At 45.7% G+C, this 24,516-nt stretch carries 15 protein-coding genes; 8 read left to right on the forward strand and 7 right to left on the reverse strand.

Annotation, left to right across the window (positions count from 1 at the left end; genetic code table 11):
• Positions 1–80 precede the first annotated feature (80 nt).
• The 5 genes from EJL04_RS08630 to EJL04_RS08650 all read right to left on the reverse strand — a co-directional run bounded on the left by EJL04_RS08630 (position 81) and on the right by EJL04_RS08650 (position 8,993).
• The gene (locus EJL04_RS08630) at positions 81–1,838 is read right to left on the reverse strand and encodes a tetratricopeptide repeat protein (protein WP_125104668.1); all 1,758 of its coding nucleotides are present in this window, start codon (positions 1,836–1,838) and stop codon (positions 81–83) included.
• Between the two features lie 183 nt (positions 1,839–2,021).
• Positions 2,022–4,574, reverse strand: coding sequence for a carboxypeptidase-like regulatory domain-containing protein (locus tag EJL04_RS08635; protein WP_164511740.1), 2,553 nt, complete (start codon positions 4,572–4,574; stop codon positions 2,022–2,024).
• Positions 4,567–5,400 carry a GLPGLI family protein gene (locus EJL04_RS08640; RefSeq protein WP_164511741.1) on the reverse strand — a complete coding sequence of 278 codons (834 nt, stop codon included), beginning with the start codon at positions 5,398–5,400 and terminating at the stop codon, positions 4,567–4,569. Before EJL04_RS08640 ends, EJL04_RS08635 begins: the two co-directional genes overlap by 8 nt.
• 694 nt (positions 5,401–6,094) lie before the next feature.
• The gene (locus tag EJL04_RS08645) at positions 6,095–7,597 is read right to left on the reverse strand and encodes a tetratricopeptide repeat protein (RefSeq protein WP_164511742.1); all 1,503 of its coding nucleotides are present in this window, start codon (positions 7,595–7,597) and stop codon (positions 6,095–6,097) included.
• Positions 7,598–7,736: 139 nt separating this feature from the next.
• Complete coding sequence (locus tag EJL04_RS08650; RefSeq protein ID WP_071149385.1) at positions 7,737–8,993, reverse strand: transposase; 1,257 nt, start codon at positions 8,991–8,993, stop codon at positions 7,737–7,739.
• 455 nt (positions 8,994–9,448) lie between these two features.
• On the opposite strand from EJL04_RS08650, the gene EJL04_RS08655 reads away from it, so the two are divergent.
• Together EJL04_RS08655 and EJL04_RS08660 are read left to right on the forward strand one after the other, a co-directional pair.
• The gene (locus EJL04_RS08655) at positions 9,449–12,598 is read left to right on the forward strand and encodes a fibronectin type III domain-containing protein (RefSeq protein ID WP_164511743.1); all 3,150 of its coding nucleotides are present in this window, start codon (positions 9,449–9,451) and stop codon (positions 12,596–12,598) included.
• 79 nt (positions 12,599–12,677) lie between these two features.
• The gene (locus EJL04_RS08660) at positions 12,678–14,339 is read left to right on the forward strand and encodes a S8 family peptidase (RefSeq protein WP_164511744.1); all 1,662 of its coding nucleotides are present in this window, start codon (positions 12,678–12,680) and stop codon (positions 14,337–14,339) included.
• A 298-nt stretch (positions 14,340–14,637) separates the two neighbouring features.
• Here the strand turns inward: EJL04_RS08660 and lpxB are convergent, their stop codons facing one another.
• Both lpxB and surE read right to left on the reverse strand, forming a co-directional pair.
• Positions 14,638–15,792: a lipid-A-disaccharide synthase gene (gene lpxB, locus EJL04_RS08665; RefSeq protein ID WP_125104674.1), complete on the reverse strand. Its 1,155-nt coding sequence runs from the start codon at positions 15,790–15,792 to the stop codon at positions 14,638–14,640.
• A gap of 83 nt (positions 15,793–15,875) precedes the next feature.
• On the reverse strand, positions 15,876–16,652 hold the full coding sequence (surE, locus tag EJL04_RS08670) for a 5'/3'-nucleotidase SurE (RefSeq protein WP_125104675.1): 777 nt from the start codon (positions 16,650–16,652) through the stop codon (positions 15,876–15,878).
• 154 nt (positions 16,653–16,806) lie between these two features.
• Between surE and EJL04_RS08675 the strand changes: the two genes are divergently transcribed.
• The 6 genes from EJL04_RS08675 to EJL04_RS08700 all read left to right on the forward strand — a co-directional run bounded on the left by EJL04_RS08675 (position 16,807) and on the right by EJL04_RS08700 (position 24,023).
• On the forward strand, positions 16,807–17,571 hold the full coding sequence (locus tag EJL04_RS08675) for a ParA family protein (RefSeq protein WP_021853630.1): 765 nt from the start codon (positions 16,807–16,809) through the stop codon (positions 17,569–17,571).
• 7 nt (positions 17,572–17,578) lie between these two features.
• Complete coding sequence (locus EJL04_RS08680) at positions 17,579–18,475, forward strand: ParB/RepB/Spo0J family partition protein (protein ID WP_021853631.1); 897 nt, start codon at positions 17,579–17,581, stop codon at positions 18,473–18,475.
• A gap of 78 nt (positions 18,476–18,553) precedes the next feature.
• Complete coding sequence (locus EJL04_RS08685; RefSeq protein ID WP_053399006.1) at positions 18,554–19,261, forward strand: DUF5683 domain-containing protein; 708 nt, start codon at positions 18,554–18,556, stop codon at positions 19,259–19,261.
• Between the two features lie 40 nt (positions 19,262–19,301).
• Entirely contained in the window at positions 19,302–20,636 is a 1,335-nt protein-coding gene (locus tag EJL04_RS08690) for a lytic transglycosylase domain-containing protein (protein ID WP_053398996.1), read from the forward strand.
• 50 nt (positions 20,637–20,686) lie between these two features.
• Positions 20,687–22,957 carry a RelA/SpoT family protein gene (locus EJL04_RS08695; protein WP_021853634.1) on the forward strand — a complete coding sequence of 757 codons (2,271 nt, stop codon included), beginning with the start codon at positions 20,687–20,689 and terminating at the stop codon, positions 22,955–22,957.
• Between the two features lie 88 nt (positions 22,958–23,045).
• Positions 23,046–24,023 (forward strand): pectinesterase family protein, encoded by a 978-nt coding sequence (locus EJL04_RS08700; protein ID WP_125104676.1) that lies wholly within the window; start codon positions 23,046–23,048, stop codon positions 24,021–24,023.
• Positions 24,024–24,516 lie beyond the last annotated feature (493 nt).

Raw genomic sequence — 24,516 nt, forward strand, 5'->3', positions numbered from 1 at the left:
ATTTATGACATCGCAAAATAAAAAAGAAAAAATGAAACCAGCAAACTATTTCGCAAAATATTCTAAATTTATTCCTTTTTCTAAAGCGATTGTATAAATTCGTCCCACATCTTTGGCTCAGCATCCTTGCCGAAAGCCTTCTTATACAAACGTTTACGCGCTGATGACACCGAATTGCGTTCTTTGTTGGTCAGTATTGATATATCAGCCGGCCTTACTCCTATTTTCAGCAACAGACACAGACGATATTCATATTCGCTTATCTTGCATAATTCTGTCAAACGATCCTTAAAACCTGCATAATGTCTGTTGACTTCGGCATCTAACATCAGCCAATAGTCTTTAGGTATTTTTTTATCACACCTCTCGCAGGTGTTATCGTTCAATACAGCCCTTATCTTTCTAAATATGTCAGAATTAGTGAGTTTGCTTTGCGACAGCTCTCTGTTTGCAGTCTGCATATTGGCTATTCTGTTCTGATTCTCAAGCTGTTCCCTGCTGGCCTTCAGCTCGGCTGCAAGACTTTCGTTACAGTCTACGACTCTAGCAAGACGGACATTCAGACTTTCTATCTTACGCTTGTTTTCATCAACAAAAGCACTGCTTTGCTCATACTTTTCTTTCAGATACTTTGTCTCATTCTCATATTTTATCCGCTCAGACATACGCTTTTTCTTTAGATGAGATATAAAAGCAAAAAAGGCAAAAATCAACGAAATGCACATAAAAACAAATATATAAACAATATACCTATTTTCAGCCAATTCGTATTTTAACCTGATATTTTCTTTCTCCTTTTCTGTATAATTATAAACTGCATCAATTCTTGCAACATCTTTTGTCTTTATAATATTTTGGACAGAATCTGAATATGTTTCATATTTGTCAAAGAAATATGCCGCCTTAATCAAATCATTTTTTCGTAAATAATAATGTCCAAGCCATTTTGAAGCCCCATATTTGGCATAAACATTATCTAAATCATAAACCTTTTCATACAGATTCACAGCTTCATCTGTTCTGCCGACCTTATCATATATCTTCGCAACAATAACCAAAACAGCCCTAGCATTTATCCTGTTAACACGGCTCAACGCACGGTTAGCATACATCAACGCCTTACCATATTCACTTTGCTTATAATAATGCTTCGCTATCTGAGCAAGGATATCGGTTTCAAGCAAACTGTCATTTGCTTCCTTAGACAAGTTCAAGGCCTGTTCAAAACATTCTGCTGCCTGACTTTCATTTTTAACACGCTGATAACAATACGCCATACCGCACAATGAATATGCCTGACTTTTTTTGTTCTCTATTTTTTTATTATACAAATAAGAATGTCTGAACGCCTTCAATCCTTTATAATACAATCCTTGATAAAGAAAGATATATCCCATCTGCGAATAAGCCTTATATCTCAACGGACTAGCCGTGTCAGCCAATTCTATCGTTTTCTGAAAATATGGTAAGGCACGCGTGTCATCGTTCATGTCGTTATACACACGTCCTGCATAATAATATGCCATAGGCAGGAGCCGTTTGTCGCCCTCGTTTTCATAATAATCAAGGAGACGGAGCATCAACGTATCGGTTGTATGGGCAACATAAAGCTTGTCTTCTGTCTTAATGCGCAACAGGTCGTAATAGTTCCGGTCTGCCTTGTCGGCAGCATTTATCTTCGGAACTATGCTGTCGAGCATAGCCAAAGCACGGCGCGGTGACACATCGGCCACACTGTCTATTGCCGACAATGCCTTGCTGTGAGACGAACGCTCAACGTCACAGCCGGCAGATATAAGCACGCATAGCACTATTATTATACAGTTAAATATATTCATGAGTTTTAGATGATATCATTCATTACTTATAAAAACAAAAGATTCTGCCGATATTTCTTGCACTGATGCTTTTTGAGGAGAAGCCGCTCCCAAACCTATAGCCAAAGCTAAAATCAAAAATAATTTCTTCATTTTCTTTTGTTTTTTTATTAATTACTATTTAAAGTCCGGACTATTTCTTTTTTATAAACTAAATTCAACCCTCACCATACATTCACGCGGCCTCAACCTTGTAATGGTGTACATCTGCTGAGTGTCGGTTATCTGGCGGCGTTCATATTCATCCTTTCCCAAAATATTGCTGCATGTCAGGCTCACTTCATAACGTTTGGTGCGATAAGAGACTGACAAGTCGGCAAAATAGGTGAACGAAACGGCCTTATCGTTGCCGTGGTATATCTCGTTGCTTAACTCTATGTTAAAGCGTCCGGGCATGAAGTAGCACTTCAGACTGTGACTGAATGAACTTAGCGACGACGGCAACGAGGCGCCCGAACGGCACTCCTGTCTGACATAGCTGAACTGACTCTGCTCTTCGACAGAGAACCAGCTGCAAGGCTGGAGCGAGACTGTTGCCTTGGCTCTGGCCATCTGCGTCTGAAACGGCGTAAGCACATTCTGCAAGAGCATGTTATAATCACTCCACTGCCATCGCCCTGACAGCGTAGTAACCAGATGAGCCACGTTCCAGCTCTCGCTTACACGGAAGTTTAATCCGTGCATAACGCTGTTTGATGTAAGGTCTGTGGCCCGCGATTCATACACATTGCCGTCCACATTCATTGAGTAAAGTCGCTGATTGCGCATATTGGTAAAGACATACCCGACAGTGGCAAACAGGCCTTTTATAACATTCTTATATTCTATATTAGCGCTTGCCGTGTGCATCAATGTGTTGCTGAGTTTACCCTGTCCTTCTGTCATCGAGATATAGTCGGTAAACACAGGTATATCGAGCACTGACAAAAAGCCTTCGGGCTTCCACGAGCAGTTATACGTTGCCGTTATGCCGAAATCGGAAACTGGCATAGCTCTGAAAAACAGATTAGGCTCAAATGTAATGTTGTCTTTATGCTGTACGCCATACGTCCGGCTTGTCCAGTAAACAGGCGCCGATGCAATAAAATTAATAATGGCGGTCTTATACGACAGCGACGGTTTCATGAAAGTGCGCCATTCGGTGTACTTCCTTACGGCATCCAAATTCTGCCGGCTTACGCCTATATGCTGCGCCTTCAGGTCTGTGCCTATATTATAATTAAGATAAAACGCACCAAGCTTTTGTCCGAAATAGGCGTCACATCCGGCAAGGACGCTGCGCTGGCGAAGGCGCTGCATGGTTGAGTCGGCAAGCAGCAGACTGCCCGGCAGCCAGTTGAGTGAAAGGTAAGCGTTGACAGAAAACGAATAGCGACGGGTGATGTTGCGCACAAACGACAGTTTGTCCGTGATGTAGCCCTGACGCGGCTTAACCATCTCTCTTGTCTCAACGCCGTTCAATACCGACAAGCCGATGCTGCGGTCGAAATCGACATATCCCCTGACATCGTTTGTAAGATACTGTCTTTCGGTATTCTGCCTGTAAAGCACCTCAGCCGACAAGGCGTCGTGACGGCTCTCAGCCGATACGTCCTGCACAATGGCAGCACCGCCTGCCGCCGTATATACCGTGGTGGATGTCTGTCGCTGTTCAGTCATGTCGGTCATGCCGTCGAGCTGTATCCTCAAGTCATTGCCGCCATGCGTCTTCAGCAGCCAGTTAGTTGCAAACAGATGAGTATGATTAAATCTGCTGCGCGAGGCGTCAATGGCCGGTGCCGGCAGCGATATGTTGCCGAGCATACCATCGTCCACGGGTGCCGAGTCGTCGAGATATGCCGACATAGGCGTTACTTCCTGTCCGATGTTCTTACCGGTATTGTTGTTCTTATACATGCTTATGCTCTGCACCTTGCGCGAAAACAGCATTGAGACGATGCGATTGTCATAAAGCCAGTCGGGACTTTTGGTCAACGAAGCTCCCGTTGACAGGTCGAAGGTGTGACTCCACACATTTTTTGCGCTGTCGGTCAGCACGATGTTGAGTGCTGCCTGATCGCTGAACTTTGTATCCTTCAGCGCACGTATGGGCTGATGCCGTTCAAGCACCTGCACCTTTTTCACCTTTCCTGCATCAATGTTATCTGACGCCTGCGCATACTTACCGCCAAGCAGATCCATGCCTTCAATATAAAATTTGTTTATCTTCGTGCCCTGATATTCTATCGAGCCGTCATCATTTACGGTAAGTCCGGGCATTTTCTTGATAACGTCGGCTATGGTGCGGTCTTGCTTGCCGCGAAAGGCGCTCACAAGATAGTTGAGCGTGTCGCCCTCCTGTCTGATGCGCTGCGACTTTACGACCACTTCCTTAAGTTCTGTGGCATGCTCGCTGAGCACTATAACCTTGTCGCTGCTGTAATGCCTAAGAGCAATAGACAGTTTAGAGTAACCAATCTTGCGCACCTCCATCGTGTCGCACTGCCGGCCTTTACAGTCTACGGAAAACATGCCTTGCTTGTCGGTGAATCCATAAGCCACTACCGACTTGCCGTTTTTAATATATACAGAAGCCTTGTCGACAGGACTGTTGTCCGAGTTGACAACCCGTCCCGTTATAACCTGTCCGTAAGCCGTTGCTGCCAAAAGCCACGCAAACAGGACAAGCGCCATGCGTATGGTTCTGCCGTCACTCACAGTCATTATCTTCTATAAGTACCGGCGTAACCTTTCTTTGCTTTGTCCTGCCCTTACTGACAGACGGAGCAAGGCCCGTCAGCCTCGTCATCAGCCCTACAGGATCGGTAATCTCCATTTCTGTAATCTTTTGCAGCTCTTTCGACTCAACAGATTTATATTTTGTCTTTTCCATCGTAATGCTTTCTCCCCTGCCCTTTCTTACAGCCGTGCATACAAACGAGAAACAGCCGTTGTCTGTTTCAGCCTTCATTATAAGTCCCGGCAGTCCGCACAGTTTCCAAGGACCGTCGCTCACGGCGATTTCAGGCGCATACCACACAGTCCATGTCTGTCCGCGAAACTTTGTCCTTGCCTTGTTGCAGTGGTACTCGGCTATTATTGAGTCGCCGTCGGCCAATTGCCAGTCAAACGCAGGCATATTCTCCTCAGACTTAAGGGCAAAACCATGCAGATTAAGTGTATAAGTAAGTTTGCCGTCAGCCGGATAATTCTTCATCACCATATATTTCTGCCCAAGCGTTCCACTTCCTCTCATCCGTGTGCTTGCAGCCAAAGCCTGTTGCAGTTGTCCACCCGTGGCCTGCACCACGCTGTCAAGCACATGCTGCTGTCGTATGTTTGCCGAAGAATAAAACTTGCTCCACTTATTGCCAATAAGCAGTTCCATCTCGTCTTGCATTTCCGGTCTTTCAACACAAGTCTTAAACTTAGCGTCATAACTGATACGCATGACAGCTGTGTCCGACTGAGCCGCCGACAGCACATGACTGCACAAAGCAAGAAGAAATAAAGACAAATAATGTATAACACAAATTCTCTTCATAAGTTCAAACAGTTTAATTTTATTATTTTTATAAGCAAAATTACTCGATTTAGCACAATGCACAAAAATCTGCTGTTCGCAAAAATGTTCGCAAATCATTCCACATTAAGCCTAAGTCATTAGACCGTATATAATTTTGGTATGCTCATGCTTTCAGCCGTCTTTTTGTCTTTTATTGGCGACTTTTCCTCCGGCCTTTCTTGACATAGCCCGCTATGACTGCGAAAAATCAAACGATAATCCACTTAATATAAAGCAAAAATACAGGCTAAATCATAACGTCTAATCTGGGGTTAAGTCTGTAAATCCGTTTCATTTCGGTTGATGCTTTTCATCATTAGCCGATACAAAATTAGTAAAAATTTCAATACGTTCAACCGGCATGATAATTTTTAGGCGAAAAATCGTAAGCAAAACAGCATCTTTCAATAAACATATTCCAAAATAAGAGCCTACTAAAACATAAACTGCAAGCAAAATAATAAGGTTTGATTATAAATCAAAAGTGGCCGAGTTACGGGTCAAAACTCGGCCACTTTTGAGGCGTAAACCGGCCACTTTTTAATCAGAAACGGCCGTGTTTTTTAAGCAAAATCGTCATCAATCATGATATATAAAATAACGGACTGGCAGAAAGAAGACAATGCGAGATAAAAACTCATGGAAACATGAACGGCCAGACTGAACGTAAGAATCAAACACAGGCAGAATCACCTATATATTTTTTCCTTATTCTCGACTGCTGCACTCTTATTGTACCGATTGTAGTTCCTAATATTTTCTGCAACTCAGTCTCAGTCTTACCCATATCCTGCAATATAAGCAGAAACTTGTTGCCATGTGTCAACGACTTATATTCACGCTCAATCTGAACAACAAACGAAAGATTTACCAGTTTGTAATATTCAATAAAATCAATATAGTCGTCTTTCTTCCACGTTACAACAGAGCCATTATCCAATATCTGCCTGTAACACGCCCGTCCACGTGTAAACACATCTGTCTGCTCGCTGTATACAGAGGAGAGTTTTTTCTCCAACATCTTAATTTTTCTGGTGTTATCCTTTCCTGATTTTTTATATTCTTCAATCTGTTTGTTGTAAGAATCTATCAATATCTGGCTTTGCAGCAGCTTGGTCTTGTTCTGTTTCTGTTTATACTTCAACAACAAGATAAAGATTACTGAAAGCAAGAACACGGCTACCAAGACTATGGCTATACGGGTTACGATGACATCATACTTACGCTTCATCATATCGTTGTCGTATCTTAGCTGTATGTCCTGTATCTGCTGGGTATGCTGCTGTCTTCTGATACTGTCTTTCAGGAAGTCGAGCTGCTTATAACAGTTATACAATATCTTGTAATTATCCTCCTCTTTCAGGTTACTTATGATTGTCTCAAGAATCTCAACCTTACCCTTTCCGTCGCTCATAGCCAGGGCTTTGTTCCATAGCGAGTCGGCCTCATCAAACTTACCTTCGTTATATTTTATCAAGGCGTAACGATTAAGCACATCTGGAAGAACATATAAAGAACTCGACTTGTTGAGATATTTCTCATAAAGCTTCGTCTCTCCTTTCTGGCTATAATAATCAGCAATATTTGCATACATGATGGCCTTGCTCTTGTCTGACTTTATGCCATCGGCGAATTTTATGTTTTTCATGACATACACATATGCACTGTCGTTGTTGCCAAGTTTCTCAAATATGCATGCCAGCAGATTATATGTCAGGGCAATAAACGTTGGTTTTCCGGTTTTTTCGGCATACAGCAACGATTCTTTACCGTATTTAAGGGCCAGGCTGTAATTTTCCGACTTAAAGTTTATACGTGATATATATGCAAGAATCTTAAAATACAGTTCCTTGTCAGGCAAGCCAGACGACAGACTCTCGGCCTTTTTAAGGCAGATCATCGCATCATCGGCATTGTTTATTGCATAGTTTACAACGCCCTTATAATAATATGACTCGGCCAACATGGCATTATCCCTGCCCGTATAATATTTTATGGAGCAATCTATCAATGTGTCCACTTCTGACTCCATATCCATACCATACATTGCCTGAGTCATCAGCAGGCAATAAAGAGCCTTGTCTTCATCGTTAAGGTCATGACTGTTTATCTTATTAAGCACATGATACGCCGAGTCCGACTTGCCCACAGACAACATTCTGTCCGCCTCAGACAAGACATGCCTCTCTGAATGTTTGCCGCAACAGGCAAAAATCAGTGAAAAAACAACCATTAAAAAAATATTCGCTCTCTGTATCATGTATGTACTTTAGATGCACAAATATAATAACAATAGTTCGTTAAATTTTGGATAATCACGCAGCGTCCGAGACGCCATAATATAAGAGTTCTTTGAAATCGTTGGTATTTAATAGCCTGTGTGGGTGCTTTCCAGACATACGAATAAATCTCTGTATCATATCCGCATTATGAATCAGCGTCTTTACATTGGAGACAGAAAGATGCACGCCGCAACTCCGGGCAAAAGCCCTTGCCACGTTGACAGAGGAGAGCGACATGTTGAACGCAAAGTCCAGTGATTCCCTCTTCCGTGACTGGCAGTGGGCGAGTCCGGTAAACTGCTTTGCATCGCGGTAAAGGTACTCAATCTGGAATCGGGTTCGGTAGATGTCCATGATGTCTCTGGCAGACATCGAGGTGTCTGTAGAGAAGAACACCTTCCTCTCCTGAGTCTTCCTGCCTGGCTCGAGGCAGTCAACAATGACCACCTTGACCTTGCGCTTGAGACCTGCCGACCAGACAACCGCAGAATAGAGTGTTACCACCTTGTCATCCGAGGTGATGTCTTCACTCACAAACGCATTCATGTCGAGATTCCTGATGTCCACCCTGTCACCATAGACCTTAGGTCTTCCACGCTTGCCGGTCTTGGGACCATCATAAAGATAACGCAGTCTTACATCGCTCCTGAATCTGCTTATAAGGTTGAATCCCAAAGCAATGAGACCATCCACAAAAGGTTTCTTCGAGAAATAGGCATCAGCAACTACCGTCTTGCAGACTTTCCAAAGTGCATCTTTCTGAGAGGCAATGACCTTAAGATACCATGCCAGCAGTGAATTTGGATCATCCATTCCCGCAAGGTACTTGGGAGGACGGCCTCTGGACACGATGTCCACCGTCTGCACAGCCCTGAGATGTACGGCATCACGCTCATCGGCATCAACAAGCGCTATGCCCAGAATCTCAAGCCCCCATTTCGCGGCAGATGCGCATCCACTCCAGAAGTATCCCGTGCCGGGAGTGTGCTTTCCCGACTTGGGAATGTAGCTCGGGTCGATGGCGATGGCAATCCTGTGCTGGAGTTTCTCCCTGCAGTACGCAAGGTTATATCCCACCCAGTCAAACTTCTTCCGGAAGTTCTGTCTGAAACGGCTCTCGCAGCAGTCGCTGGACAGCGCCATTTGGGTGAAGTTCTTACGTTTCGTCATGCTTAGGAAAAGAATTGAAGTAATGACGAAGAAAGTTTTAAAACTTTTGCGTAACTTTGCAGTGCCATCAAGGGCATCATTGATGATCTTGGTGAGCTGGTCAAGTGGCTGAATTTCCATTAGCAAATTGGTTTGTCTGGCAACTGCTAATTTACTAATTTTTAGCGACTTGGCCAATTTTTTTAGACGCTTATTTTCAGTCTTTCAGGCTATTATTCCCATCTATTTTAAGATTCGTTGTTTATGGTTGTCTGACAGGTGTACAAGTTCCTGTCAGAGGTGCTGTATATATGACGTAATATATTATAAATGAGTCTCTAAACTAAAAATTAACTAAGTATTGTAATAAAAATATTTAAGAATAACAGACATTTCATGATCAAAAACATTACATTTTCGCTTTATTTTGCGCCCGCATTAAAACGCAAATCACTGATTTTCAGTTATTTACCACCATTACAAATGTAATCACGGCTAGAAAAAAGCCTTGATTATTTTTGGTGCTTAAAGTTTAACAAAATAAATTTGTGAACAGTTAATTCTTTAAAACATAAACCTAAAGTAATAAAATGCGTATGAAAAATTCATTCTTATTATTCATGTTAATTTTCAATGCATGCTACTGTGGGGCACAAACAGTATTAATTGAAAGTTTTGAAAACTGGCTTCCCCCAGGATGGTCTGTCACGCCTGCCGAAAACGGCTGGACACAGTCAGCTGAAGGCTGCGAAGGGACATTCGGACCCGGTGCCGCCTATGACGGAAAGTTTGCCGCATCTATCGACTTGTCGCTGACTGCCCTCAATGAAGGCTATGACCTCGTGTCACAAGAGTTCGACATTTCAGACTTAAAGAATCCGGAAGTGTCTTTTGCCTATTTCTACAAGCGCACAAGCACAGCCGACCCCTTCAAGATAGAAGTGCTGGCAGGATACAGGCGCAACGGAAACGTAGAATTTGAGTCATTGGCCTATATTGAGCCGGAAAACGGCATGTCGGAATGGAAAACATTCAGTCGTGTTATAAACCGCAACGCCATACAGATAAAAATACGCGCATCAAAAAGCGTAGGCGCTACATTCAGACCTTTATACATAGACAACTTTTGCCTGAGCGAAGGCCCGTCTGTAGCCGCTCCTGTAGAACTTAAATATTCTTACCACACCGGAGAAGACGGAAAATTATCAATATCATGGAAAGCGATAAATGATGAGAATAAATGGAATCTTAAACTGTCAGATAAAGAAATTAACCCTGAAACCGACAAAGCCGACATAGAGGCCGTGATAGACAACACACCATCATACACGGCAACAGGCCTGGTGCCGGGGACTACTTACTATGTTTATGTACAAACCGTGTCGGGAACTGAAACGAGCGAATGGGCAGACATGTCGTTCAAGCTTGACTACGCCCCTGTGGAAATACCGCTGGCTATCGATTTTGAAGATAACGACGGACACTTTATGTATGCACAGGAAAACCAGCCCAACGCATGGGCATGGGGCGAAGCTGCAGGAGGCGACGGAAAATCGATGTATATATCAAAAGACGGAGGCGCCACAAACGAATATATACAGGAAACGTCAATGAGCTATATATACAAGAACATCGTATTTCCAGAGAAAATGGATAACGGAGCTCTGCTTACATTTGACTTCAGGGGCGTAGGTTCTTCACCCAATCATGTAACTGAGGTATGGCTTATAGACGACCTTGACATTTATCCTGAAGCAGGCGTATTCATGAAGACATCGCTCGGAAGTGTAAGTAAGATAGGAACATATATATGCGGAATGGAGGAATGGGGCAAAGTGAAAATAGAGATACCTGCATCTTATGCCGGCAAGACCGAACGCCTGGTCATTGGCTGGAGGAACAACAACTATGAAGCCATCAGCAATCCTCCTGCAGCAATAGACAACATCAGCATAACGGCTTCAGAATTTCTTACGCCACAAGACTTTGCCATTGAAAACGTTACAGAAAATTCGGTAACGCTAAACTGGACAGAAACAGGAACGGCAACAGAATGGGAAATAGAATACAGAAAATACGGACAGTCTGAAGAAGAAAGCACAATAATAAAGGCCGAACAGGCTCCGCCATTCACCGTTACAGGTCTTGACGACTGCACACAATACGTTTTCAAGGTACGCTCATGCAGCGGAGACAGCCACGGAGACTATAGCGAGGAAGCAACCGTATCGACCAAGTCAAAAGACAAGACGGCTCCATACACTTACAACTTTGACGACATAAACGAGGACATGTTCCCGACCGGATGGTCGTATATATCAAACAGAAACGACAAACCATATATTCTGAGCGATCATCCTGTATATTATCACTCATCGCCAAACTGCGTAGGCCTCATAAACGTCGACGGACAAAATCAGATGATGCTTATTTCGCCTCCGTTCTCCGACTTAGGCGACAAGGACAAGCGCATAACATTCTATGCCAACATATCCATGATGCAGAGCCTCACGGTAGGCGTGATGAGCGACCCTGAAGATCCCAACACCTTCGTTGCGATAGAGAAGCTGGCAGGTGCTGACTACGGAGAGATGATTTATCGCCATATAATCTATCTAAACTCTGAAGCCATCACAGCCGAACATAAATATATTGCCTTCAAGATCGGAACGGTATTCCAGAAGCCGGCATTCATCGACGACTTCGTTTATGAACAGATACCTGAACTTATTGAGCCTGACGGACTGCACGTTCTCGACATTGACGCCACAAACGTAAGGCTGACATGGACAGCACAGGGCAAGGAGAACAAGTGGGAGACAATAATTGGAGACGACAAGTTCATACCGGAAGACGACGTAGAATGCAAGCAGACGGACATGCCTATGGCTGTATATGAAGACCTTACGCCAAATACGGCATACAGGGCTTATGTGCGCGCAGTAAATGAAAACGGAGAAAAGAGTCCATGGTCGGAATCATATTACTTCAGGACCTCAGACGACAGCAATAACGTTCTGCCGTTTATGGAAAACTTTGATTCGCAGCTCATTTACGGAATGGTGCCGCCAGAATGGAGAGTTGTTGACTACAACACATTATGGGAACTGGCACAGGACAGCGACGCAAACTCGGCACCCAACTGCCTGGTTTATGACACAGCAGGAGAAAAAGCCATTGACGACTGGCTGTTTACACCTAAATTCATGCTCGATAAAGACCACCAATATATGTTCGTATGCCGTGTAAAGACTGACGCTGAAAGCAACTGCTCGCTTTCGCTGCACTATGGAGAAAGCCCTGCGGCTGAAAGTATGGGAGAAGCTATATACCCAGCAGAAACAATACCGACTGAATATAAATTGATGAAAGTAAGATTCGTACCGCGTGAAACCGGCTACTACCACATCGGAATTAACACCAAAGGCATATTGAACAGCAAGATGTGGCTGGACGACGCCCTGCTGCAGGACGACGGCACAAGCGGAATTAACGGTGTTGAAAATGCAGAAAGCATCTCGGTTTATCCGCACATGGTAAAAGATGTCTTCTACGTGGAACTTCCTGAAACATTGGCAGACGCAAGAATTACCGTATATAACATGGCTGGCGTAAAGGTTAAAGACGAGACTCTGACTAATGCTGTAACAAGAATCTCTGCCGACAATCTTGCATCAGGAACATACATCGTGAAAATTAACGCCGGAAATGTCTCAAGCACTCATAAAATAACTATAAGCAAATAAGCACAAGCAAGAGGCAACGTCAGGAAAAAGGGCTTGCCTCTTGCACTCATTTATGTCAGTTTCAAAAATTATCAGAATTATGAACAGGAAAAAAAACATACTTGGAATATTGCTCTGCTGGTGCTGTTTCGTATCAGGCTACGGTCAAAGCCAATATGGAACGTTCTATGTTAAATTTGCCGGTGACAGCAAATCGTATTCAGCGCTGCGGGATACAAAAGACAACAACATCAATCCCCGAATAATTGAAAGCCAAAGACTATTCCAGAATCTTACACAAAAGCAGATAAAGGGAACAAGACTTAACCGAAAAGCACTGAGCCTGCATGTAGGCGGAGCACTTCAAAGCTGCTATCAGGTTAATTTTGACGGAATAGACAACGAGCAAGAAAATGACTCTATCTTTGCCATGCTGAGCAGCATGCCTGGTGTGGAGCGAGTTGAAAAAGCAACAACCGTGGAGATAATGAGCATGGATGGAAATATGCCAAACGACCCTTTGCTGCATCTGAACCAGATAACGGGCGGATGGCATCTCAATCAAATAGGATTCGACAAGATTTACGGAAAATATCATGGCTCGCCCGACGTGCGCGTAGCTATAATCGACAACGCCGTATGGGGAGACCATCCAGACCTGCAGATAAAACCCGAAAACCAATATTTTGCGTATATTGAAGAAACAGGCAACAGTGCACCGCCGTCAAACATTCCACAAGACTATGAATGCGGCACAATGGACGGATGCGAATCGTCAGAATGGTCACACGGCACACACTGCGCCGGACTCGTCGGAGCAATAACTGACAATAATGAGGGCATTGCTTCCTTTGCATCAGGAGTAACGCTGCTTTCGGCACGTGCTTCAGACGTTCAGCCTCGCACAATGAACCGACAGATGGAATGTCTGCTATGGGCTGTCGACAACGGCGCCGACATACTGAGCCTGTCATGGGGTTCTTCAGGAATGAGTGACACGGAAGTCGAGATTATCGAGAATATACTTAAACAGGGCGTCATTGTTATTGCTGCAGCCGGCAACAACGGAAATAACGTAAAGATGTATCCGGCTGCCATAGACGGAGTAATATCCGTTGCTTCGGTCGATTCAGACAATAAGATTTCTCCGTTCTCAACATACGGCAACTGGGTGGACATTGCCGCTCCTGGAGGATATCTGAAAGATGAAGAAGGAAATATTACTCCCACATCCGATCTTATCCTGTCAACCACCTATTCTGTAAGCCAGCAATACCGCCTTGACGGGCTGAACGAAATTGACGGAATGTTTTATGACGGCAAGGTCGGCACGTCCATGGCAACCCCATTGGTGTCATCTGTCGTGGCTTTAATGCTTTCAGTAAATCCTGACTTAACATCTGAAGACGTTATAAACATTCTCACGTCTACTGCCACAAAAGTAGACGGACTGCCAATCTCGCCCGACGGCGGTGTCATCAATGCAGCTGCAGCCGTTGAAAAAGCGGCAGAAACATCAGGAATCGAGGCAAACATCATGAACGCCAAAGCAGATATTTATCCTGAGATAAACGGCGGACTGCTGACCGTACACGGAGCTGAAGAAGCATTAAGAGTGAACATCGTAAATGCATCGGGCAGCATCATCTACAATAACAAATATACAGAGCATATAGACATTTCTGCTCTTCCTAAAGGAGTTTATCTGCTTAATGCCATCTTTGCGGAACACACGGCAACAGCTAAGTTTGTAAAACGATAAACGTCTACGCAAATGACATAATGCTTCTATACAATAAAAATATCAGGAAATGAAATCACATGAAAGTTGGCAGTGCCGATGTGTCACATAGCTGACCGGATTGTGATTTTGACAAGACTTATCAAAACAAATTAACGGGCAACAGAGCTGGTGTTTCCGGCTGCTTGCCCGTTAATTTATTGTTTTACACATTAATTATTCATATCGGTATCCAAACCAAACGTTTTGTTTCCAACTCACTGCATGGTTCTCCATGCCGCTTTAAATTCATTTTTGTTCCTTACGCACACTGCAGACACTATTCGTCGACCTCTTTCTTCAGCAGCCGAACCATGATCTCAGCCGCGTTGTCGGGAGCTATTTTGTCGCCGAGCCTCCTGCGCACTTCGGCATATCCATCAATCATGCTGCTGCGACAAGCTCCGTCGGGCAGCAGACGCGACAATTCAGCGGCAATGTTATCCACAGAAAATGTGTCGGCAACAAGCTCCCTGACCACCTCACGGTCGGCAATGAGATTGACAAGCGAAACGTATTTCACCTTCAACAGATGTTTACGGAGAAAGGCGATGACCTTTGGTATAGGAGTTTCGTAGCACACCACCTGCGGCACGTTGAACAGAGCCGTCTCAAGAGTGGCCGTTCCGCTGGTTACAACAGCCGCACGCGAATGGGCGAGCAGTTCGTAAGTCTGCCCGTAGACTATTTTTACGGGCTGTCCGGATATGAACCCGGCATAATAGTCTGCACTTATCGACGGCGCTCCCGCCACCACGAGCTGATACTTGTCGGCAAAGCGCGAGGCAGCCTCTATCATGGCCGGCAGATTGTCCTTTATCTCCTGCTTGCGGCTTCCGGCCAGCAAAGCAATGACAGGACGGCGTGAGTCGAGCCCGTTTTTAGAGCAGAACTCGTCGTAAGAATCGGTGTAGATCTTCAAAAATCCGCTCACCTCGTCGGCCGTAGGATTGCCCACATAGTGTATCTTGTAGCCGTGCTTGCCTTCAAAGAAGGGCACCTCGAAAGGCAGAATGGAGAACAGCTCGCTGACATCACGCTTTATGTTCTTTATGCGGTACTCCTTCCATGCCCAAATCTTTGGCGAGATGTAATAATACGCAGGTATTGAAGTCTTGGCATGCAGAAACTTGGCTATGTCGAGATTAAAACCTGGATAATCAACCAATATCACCACATCAGGGTGCCACTCGATTATGTCGCGCTTACAGAAAGCCATGTTTCTGAATATGGTTCTGAGATGCAGCAGGACAGGCACAAAGCCCATATATGCCAAGTCGCGATAGTGGCGCACACGCATGCCTCCGGCAGCCGACATAAGGTCGCCTCCGAAGAAACGGAACTCAGCCTCGCCATCGACTCTTCTGAGCGACTGCATAAGCCGCGACGCATGAAGGTCGCCACTTGCCTCACCGGCAATAAGATAATATTTCATCTGTAAACAAATATGATGTTTCTAAATCCACAGCAGGGCACACGACAGATGCCGAAAACCGACAAGACCGCAGCCCCGGCACATCAGCAAAACTTGTCGGCACAATCCTTCAGACGTTCGAACATGGCATAGTCGGTAACGTCGATTGTGGTGGGCGTTATAGCCACATAACCATGGTTGAGAGCCCAGTTGTCGGTGTCGGTTGCCTCAGGTTCGTCATTGGTATATTCGCCCACAAGCCAATAATAGTCGTAACCCCTGGGATGACGGGCGCGAACAACCTCATTTCCCCATGTACCCTTAGCCATTCGGCACACCTTTACGCCCTTAAATTCGGCAGCCTTCGGAAAGTTTACGTTAAGGCACGTTCCCTTTGGCAGACCTTCGGCCAGCACCTTGGCCGTAATCTTTCTGACGATGCTGCGCAGAGGCTCAAAGTCGGCGTCGTCTCTATAGTCGCAGAGAGAGAAGGCAACTGAAGGAATATACTTCATGCAACCCTCGCGCGTAACGCCCATAGTGCCCGAATAATGAGAATTGACAGAGCCGTTGTCGCCGTGGTTGATGCCGCCGATGACCATATCAGGACGGCGCGGGCAGAGCTGGCTCAGCGCCAGTTTGACACAGTCGACGGGCGTGCCGTTGCACGACCACACCTCAACGCCCTCACGCTTGCGGCGCAGCTTGAGCCTCAAGGGAGTGGTTGCAGAGAAGGCTGTGGCAAATCCTGAACGTGCCGACTCGGGCGCGCAGACAAGGATATCGCCTAAATCAGAGAGCATGTCTATCAGCGAGTTAAGTCCCTTGGCATGGTAGCCGTCGTCGTTAGAAATAAGTATTAATGGTTTCATAATTTTCATAAAAATCATTTTCTTTCGGCTACAAAAGTACGAAAAAAGGTTTAAAACAACTATTTCTCACATAAAATATGTATTTTTGCAAAATATTTTTGGAAGGAGCAATTCTAAAACGAGCAAATAAAGACATTAGATTTAGGACACCAATATAAGACAAATGGGAAAAATTATCGCATTAGCAAACCAAAAAGGAGGCGTGGGAAAGACAACCACGACAATTAACTTGGCTGCATCCCTCGCCACACTGGAAAAAAAGGTTCTGGTAATCGATGCCGACCCGCAGGCCAACGCTTCGAGCGGCCTCGGAGTCAACACGAAAGACGTGGACTGCTCGCTGTACGAATGTATCATCGACCATGCAGACGTACATGACGCCGTCTATACCACAGACATTGACGGACTTGACATTATGCCGAGCCACATTGACCTTGTGGGAGCAGAAATAGAGATGCTAAACCTTGAACACAGAGAGCAGGTGATAAAAAACCTGCTGCAGCCGATAAGGGGCGACTACGACTATATTCTGATTGACTGCTCGCCGTCGCTCGGTCTGATAACGGTGAATGCCCTCACTGCCGCCGACTCTGTAATAATACCTGTTCAATGCGAATACTTTGCCCTTGAGGGAATAAGCAAGCTGCTGAACACGATAAAGATAATAAAGAGCAAGCTGAACCCGAAACTCGAGATTGAGGGATTCTTGCTGACTATGTATGACAGCCGCCTGCGCCTGGCCAACCAGATTTATGACGAGGTGAAGCGCCACTTCCAGGAGCTTGTGTTCAAGACCGTCATACAGCGTAACGTGAAACTGAGCGAGTCGCCAAGCCACGGACTTCCGGTTATTCTTTACGATGCCGACTCAACAGGAAGCAAGAACCATCTGGCACTGGCAAAGGAGATTATAAACAGGAACAAGTAAGAAGATTATGGCCATTAAGAAAAGATACAGCAATCCGCTCGGACGCGGACTCGACGCTCTGATATCTACCGAAGCCGTGCGCCCGCAGGGCAGCTCGACCATCAGCGAGATATCTATTGAGCAGATAGAAGCCAACCCTAACCAGCCGCGACGCGAATTTGACGAGGAAGCTCTCAACGAGCTTGCCAACAGCATACGCGAGATAGGCATCATTCAGCCGATAACGCTGCGACAGGTTGACGACAACAGATTTCAGATTATTGCCGGCGAACGCCGCTGGAGAGCATCGCAGATAGCCGGACTAAGGGCTATACCGGCATACATACGCACCATCAAGGACGAAAACGTGATGGAGATGGCTCTTGTTGAGAACATCCAGCGCGAAGACCTCAACGCGATAGAAATAGCCCTGGCATACGAACACCTGCTGACAAACACAGGAATGACGCAGGAGAAGGTGTCGGAAAGAGTGGGCAAAAGCCGCACGGCAATATCAAACTATCTCCGCCTGCTGAAGCTGCCTGCACAGGTGCAGATGGCGCTGCAGAACAAGGAGATTGACATGGGACACGCACGCGCGCTGCTGGCGATAGACAGCCCGTCGCTGCAGGTGAAGCTGTTCAAGGAGATACAGAAGAACGGCTACTCTGTACGCAAGGTGGAGGAAATGGTGCAGAAGCTGAAAAACGGCGAAGACATAGTCAGCGGCAAGAAGAAGATAGCATCTAACCAGCAGATGCCCGAAGAATTCTCTACACTGAAACAGCATCTGTCTGACTTCTTCAAGACTAAAGTTCAGATGACCTGCTCGGCCAACGGCAAGGGCAAGATTAGCATTCCGTTTGCCAACGAAGAAGAGCTTGTGCGTATAATGAGCATGTTTGACAAACTGAAAGAACAGTAAGATAAAGCTGTGGATACAAGCAGACATCTAACATATTACCTGTCAAGACTGGCAGCGGCCATATGCATGCTTGCCGTGATGATGCCGTGCAGCGCGCTCGGAACGGGCGACAAGGACACCATCTTGGTCAACGACACGATCATGACGGTTGCGGCAGAAAACGACAAACAGATAAGCGACACGATAAACAAGGTTGTGTCTGCGGCCGACTCTGTCAGCATGAGGATGCTGTCGGCAAACGACTCTGTAAAGAAGAAAAAAGAGAAACGCGACTGGAGCACATGGAGACCAAACGCCAAAAGAGCCATGTGGCTTGCCATCGTGATACCGGGAGCAGGACAAATATATAACCGCAAATACTGGAAGCTGCCTATTGTGTATGGCGGCTTCATCGGATGTCTTTACGCCATAAGATGGAACAACCAGATGTACAAGGACTACTCGCAGGCCTACATGGACATCATGGACAACGACCCAAGCACAGAGAGCTATAACCAGTTTCTGCATCTGGGCAACACCATAACGGAAGAGAACAAGGAACAATACCAAAATCTGTTCAAAAAGCGTAAGGACTTCTACCGCAGATACCGCGACCTGAGTGTATTCTGCCTCATCGGCGTTTACGCCCTGTCGGTAATAGACGCGTATGTCGACGCGTCACTGTCAGAATTTGACATTTCAAAAGACCTGAGCATGAAGCTTGAGCCTACGATAATAAACAACAGGTCGTCACTGAATCCGCTTAAATCATCGTCATTGGGACTTCAGTGCTCTATAACCTTCTGAAAAAAGATTTAAATTATAAGATTCTGTATATAAACATTTTATGAGAAAGAAAGTTTTTATAATCATTGCCACGATGCTTTTCGGAGGTAACTGCGTGATGCAGGCTCAGAACGAAAAGGATGAAATAATTGTGACTGACAATGACGGAAAAGAAGAAACAATTGACTTGCCTGAGGCTATGAACTATGAAGTTGACAGCCTCCTGAACTTATACTATTCAAAAACTTACTTACAGCAGGACGAAGACTGCAACTACCGTGACGAGAACAGAGATTACCCGAAAGAGGTGTACATCGAGCGCCTCAGCAGGCTGCCGAACGTCATGGAAATGCCATACAACGAAATTGTACAGAAATTCATCGACAGATACACCGGCAGACTGCGCCATTCGGTAAGCTACATGCTGGGAGCATCAAACTTCTACATACCTATATTTGAAGAGGCTCTCGAGGCCTACGGACTGCCGCTTGAACTAAAATATCTGCCAGTAATCGAGTCGGCATTAAACCCTAAAGCCACATCTCATGCAGGCGCTGCCGGACTGTGGCAGTTTATGGTGGCAACGGGCAAGCAGTACGGACTGGAAATCAACTCGCTTATCGACGAGCGCAGAGATCCCATTAAATCGTCTTATGCAGCTGCCCACTATCTTAAAGACCTTTATAATATCTTCGGCGACTGGAGCCTGGTGATTGCTGCATACAACTGCGGACCGGAGAACATAAACAAGGCCATACACCGCGCCGACGGACAGGCCGACTACTGGAAGATTTATCCTTACCTTCCACGCGAGACCAGAGGATATGTGCCGGCGTTCATTGCCGCAAACTACGTGATGAACTACTACTGCGAGCACAACATCTGCCCAATGCGCACCACACTGCCGGCCAAGACCGACACCGTGGTTGTGTCAAAAGATGTTCATCTTAAGCAGATTGCCGACGTGTGCGGCATTGACATTGAAGAGCTGCGCACGCTAAATCCGCAGTATCGCCGTGATATCGTCAACGGCAACAACAAGCCGTCGGTGATACGTCTGCCGGCCAACGCCACAAACACATTTATCGCAAACGAAGACTCTATCTACAGATACGAGACTGATGCGCTGCTCACCAGACGTTCGCTGGTGGAAGTTGAAAGCAGCAAGTACACAACAAGCACAAGCAGCTCACGCAAGAGCTACAGCAAGAGCAAAAGCAGAAAGAGAAAATCGTCAAGACGCTCAAGAACAAGAAAGAAGAGCGTAACCGTAAGAAGCGGAGACACATTGTCTGAGATAGCAGAAAGGCACCACACTACCGTAAAGAAGCTGCGCCAGCTTAACGGTATAAAAGGAAACAACATACGTGCCGGAAAGAAAATCAGGGTGAAATAAAAAGGCGCTTCACCTGTATACCTTATTAATAATATCTGGAGAAACCAATTATGGACGAGCGTAACAACATTGACAAAGAGAGAGAAATTGCTGAGGAAAAGTTGGTCGGTGATGCTTTTCAGCGTCTGCTGAACGACTATTTGTCCACACGCCACAGAAAGAAAGTTGACATAATAACTAAAGCATTCAACTTTGCCAAACAGGCACATAAGGGCGTTAGACGCTTGTCTGGCGAACCATATATAATGCACCCCATAGCCGTGGCCCAGATCGCATGCAGCGAGATGGGGCTCGGCTCTACCAGTATAAGTGCGGCACTTCTGCACGACGTGGTTGAAGACACCGACTACACGGTTGAGGACATAGAGAACATCTTCGGCCCTAAGATTGCGCAGATTGTAGACGGACTGACAAAGATTTCAGGCGGAATATTCGGCGACCAGGCGTCGGCACAGGCAGAAAACTTCAAGAAACTGCTTCTGACCATGAGCGACGACATACGCGTTATCCTAATTAAGATATGCGACCGTCTGCACAACATGCGCACGCTTGACAGCCAGCCGGCAAACAAGCAATACAAGATTGCCGGAGAAACGCTATACATCTACGCACCGCTTGCCAACCGCCTCGGACTGAACAAGATAAAGACCGAGCTTGAGAACCTGAGTTTCAAGTTTGAACATCCCGAAGAGTATAAATCAATAGAATCTAAACTGGCAGACACAAAGGCATCTCTCGACAGTCTGTTTGACGACTTTACAGGTCCAATAAAGCAGGCTCTCGACAGGATGGGACTTGAATATGAAATAAAAGCCAGGGTGAAAAGCCCCTACTCCATCTGGAACAAAATGCAGAACAAGCACGTAAGCTTCGACCAGGTTTACGACATTCTGGCTGTAAGAATAATCTTCAAGCCAAAGAAACGGGAAGAGGAAGTCAACGAATGCTTCAACATATATGTGGCGATAAGCCAGATCTACAAGTCGCACCCCGACCGTCTGCGCGACTGGGTCAACCATCCCAAGGCCAACGGATATCAGGCTCTGCACGTAACTCTGATGAGCAAGCAGGGCCGATGGATTGAGGTACAGATACGCTCTGAAAGAATGGACGAAGTGGCAGAACAGGGCTTTGCCGCACACTGGAAATATAAAGAAGGCGACGAAATTACTGAAGACGAAGGCGAACTTAACAACTGGCTGCGCACCATCAAAGAGATTCTTGACGACCCGCAGCCCGATGCAATGGACTTCCTCGACGCTATAAAGCTCAACCTTTTTGCATCAGAGATATTTGTATTTACCCCCAAAGGCGAGATAAAAACCATGCCGGCAGGCTGTACGGCCCTCGACTTTGCATTCCAGATACACACATTCCTCGGCAGCCACTGCATAGGCGCAAAGGTAAACCACAAGCTCGTACCGCTGAGCCACAAGCTGCAAAGCGGCGACCAGGTGGAAATTCTCACCTCAAACTCGCAGCACGTGCAGCCATCATGGATAAACTTTGCATCAACGGCAAAGGCAAAGGCTAAGATACAGGCAATATTACGTCGCGAAGCCCGCGAGATACAGAAGCAAGGCGAAGAGATTCTGTCTGAATTCCTTAGCAAGCACTCACTGGAAATCAACTCGTCTGTAATCGACAAGCTGTGCGAATTCCACGAGGTGCAGAAGCCGGACGAGCTGTTCAAGGCAATAGGAAAGAAGAATATCATACTCAGCGATAAAGACATCGACGAAATAAACGGTAAGAGAAAGCAGAACTCGGCCGTAACATGGCGAAAGTTTGTGCCGTTCCTGGGCAAGGAAAAGAAGAAAGGCAACGAGAACAAGAAGCCAAACTACTTCATCGTAAAAGAAGGCTTCAACCGCAAAAAGCCTATATATATCACAGACGACAACATAAACCAGTTTATCTTCCCTGACTGCTGTCACCCCATACCCGGCGACGACGCGCTAGGATTCATCGACGGCAAGAACCGCATTGAGATACACAAAAGGTCGTGCCCCGTTGCAGCAAAGCTAAAATCTGGATACGGCAACCGCATACTCGATGCTAAATGGGACATGCACAAGAAACTGCTCTTCGATGCAGTAATAGAGATAAAAGGAATAGACAGAATCGGCATGCTCAACGAAGTTACCCAGGTTATATCCGACGAGCTTAACGTAAACATACACAGAGTGACGCTGTCGTGCGAAGAAGGAATATTTGACGGAACACTCGAACTGAGGATACACGACCGCGACGACGTCAGGACTATAATGGGAAAACTGAAGAAAGTAGAAGGACTACAAGAAATAAAACAAATATTATAAACAACTTCAGGCTGACCATGCACAGCCGGCGTAACAGCCGGCTGAGGCAGTCGTGCCCGTATGGCACAGCCTGTCAAAAAGCACAACTATGAAAAAACTATTCATCACTATCATTGCGGCACTGGCCGCATTTACGGCAAACGCAGCCAACCCTTATGACAATCCCGACACACTGGTGGTTTCGAGAGACGGCACCGGCCAGTTCAGAACCATCAACGAGGCCGTTGAAGTGTGCCGCGCATTCATGGAATATCACAAAGTAATATACGTAAAGAAAGGCGTATATAAGGAGAAAGTGATAATACCGTCGTGGCTCACCAACATCGAAGTGTGCGGCGAAGATGCAGAAAACACCATAATAACCTACGACGACCATGCCAACATAAGGCTTGAAGACACCAACAAGCCCATGGGAACATTCCGCACATACACCGTCAAAGTGGAAGGCAACTATATCACATTTAAGAATATCACGATAGAAAACAATGCCGCAAAGCTTGGACAGGCCGTGGCACTTCACACAGAAGGCGACCATCTCGTGTTTGTAAACTGCCGCCTGCTGGGCAACCAGGACACAGTATATACAGGTCTGGCCAACACCAGACTATACTTTAAGAACTGCTACATCGAGGGAACAACCGACTTTATCTTCGGTCCGTCTACGGCATGGTTTGAAGGCTGCACCATACACAGCAAGCAAAACTCTTACGTCACAGCAGCCTCAACGCCTGCAGACGTGGCTTTCGGCTACGTGTTCAACCGCTGCAAGCTTACAGCAGCCGAAGGCGTTACAAAGGTATATCTCGGACGTCCGTGGCGCCCTTACGCCTTCACCCTGTTCATGAACTGCGAGCTTGGCAGTCACATTCTGCCTGCTGGATGGCACAACTGGGGCAAGGCTTCGAACGAAAAGACAGCACGCTACATGGAATACAACAACAGCGGTGCCGGAGCAACAACGAAAGAAAGGGCACCGTGGAGCAAACAACTGACAAAAAAAAAGGCTGCCAAGATAACAGTTGACAACGTCTTCAAGATGGACAACAGCTGGATACCTGAAATATAATCAAACAAACAGATACAGCGGCAAAGATCAAGACAATCTGCCGCGAAACTTATATCACACAACATAATAAAAGCCAGACAGCAACAACAATCCGTTGCGATGTCTGGCTTTTATTTTTATGCAATCAATACCACCTAACAAAACAGCCTGACACAAAAGTCTCCGGCAGAAAAACCTTTACAAAATTTATGTTCAGAGTTTTCTGCAAAATAGAAAACATAATTATAATAATTGTTAAGCTAATAAATATAGCGCACCAATTTCTATAACATTTATTTGCATATCAGACACTTTCTTGCCCTCAAAACAGCAATTTAAGACGCCAAAACTATTGCTTCAGGCATGAAAAATGTACTACCTGCGGTGCATAAACCTATGGTTTTTGATGATCAAACGGCCCAGTTAGCTTTTTTAACAATCGAGAAGTATCTGTGATAACGGCATAAACCACTAGGAATCAACACTTTAGCAAAACAAACGAATTTACGGCCTT

The sequence above is a fragment of the Prevotella marseillensis genome (assembly GCF_900625065.1).
Taxonomy (GTDB): domain Bacteria; phylum Bacteroidota; class Bacteroidia; order Bacteroidales; family Bacteroidaceae; genus Prevotella; species Prevotella rara.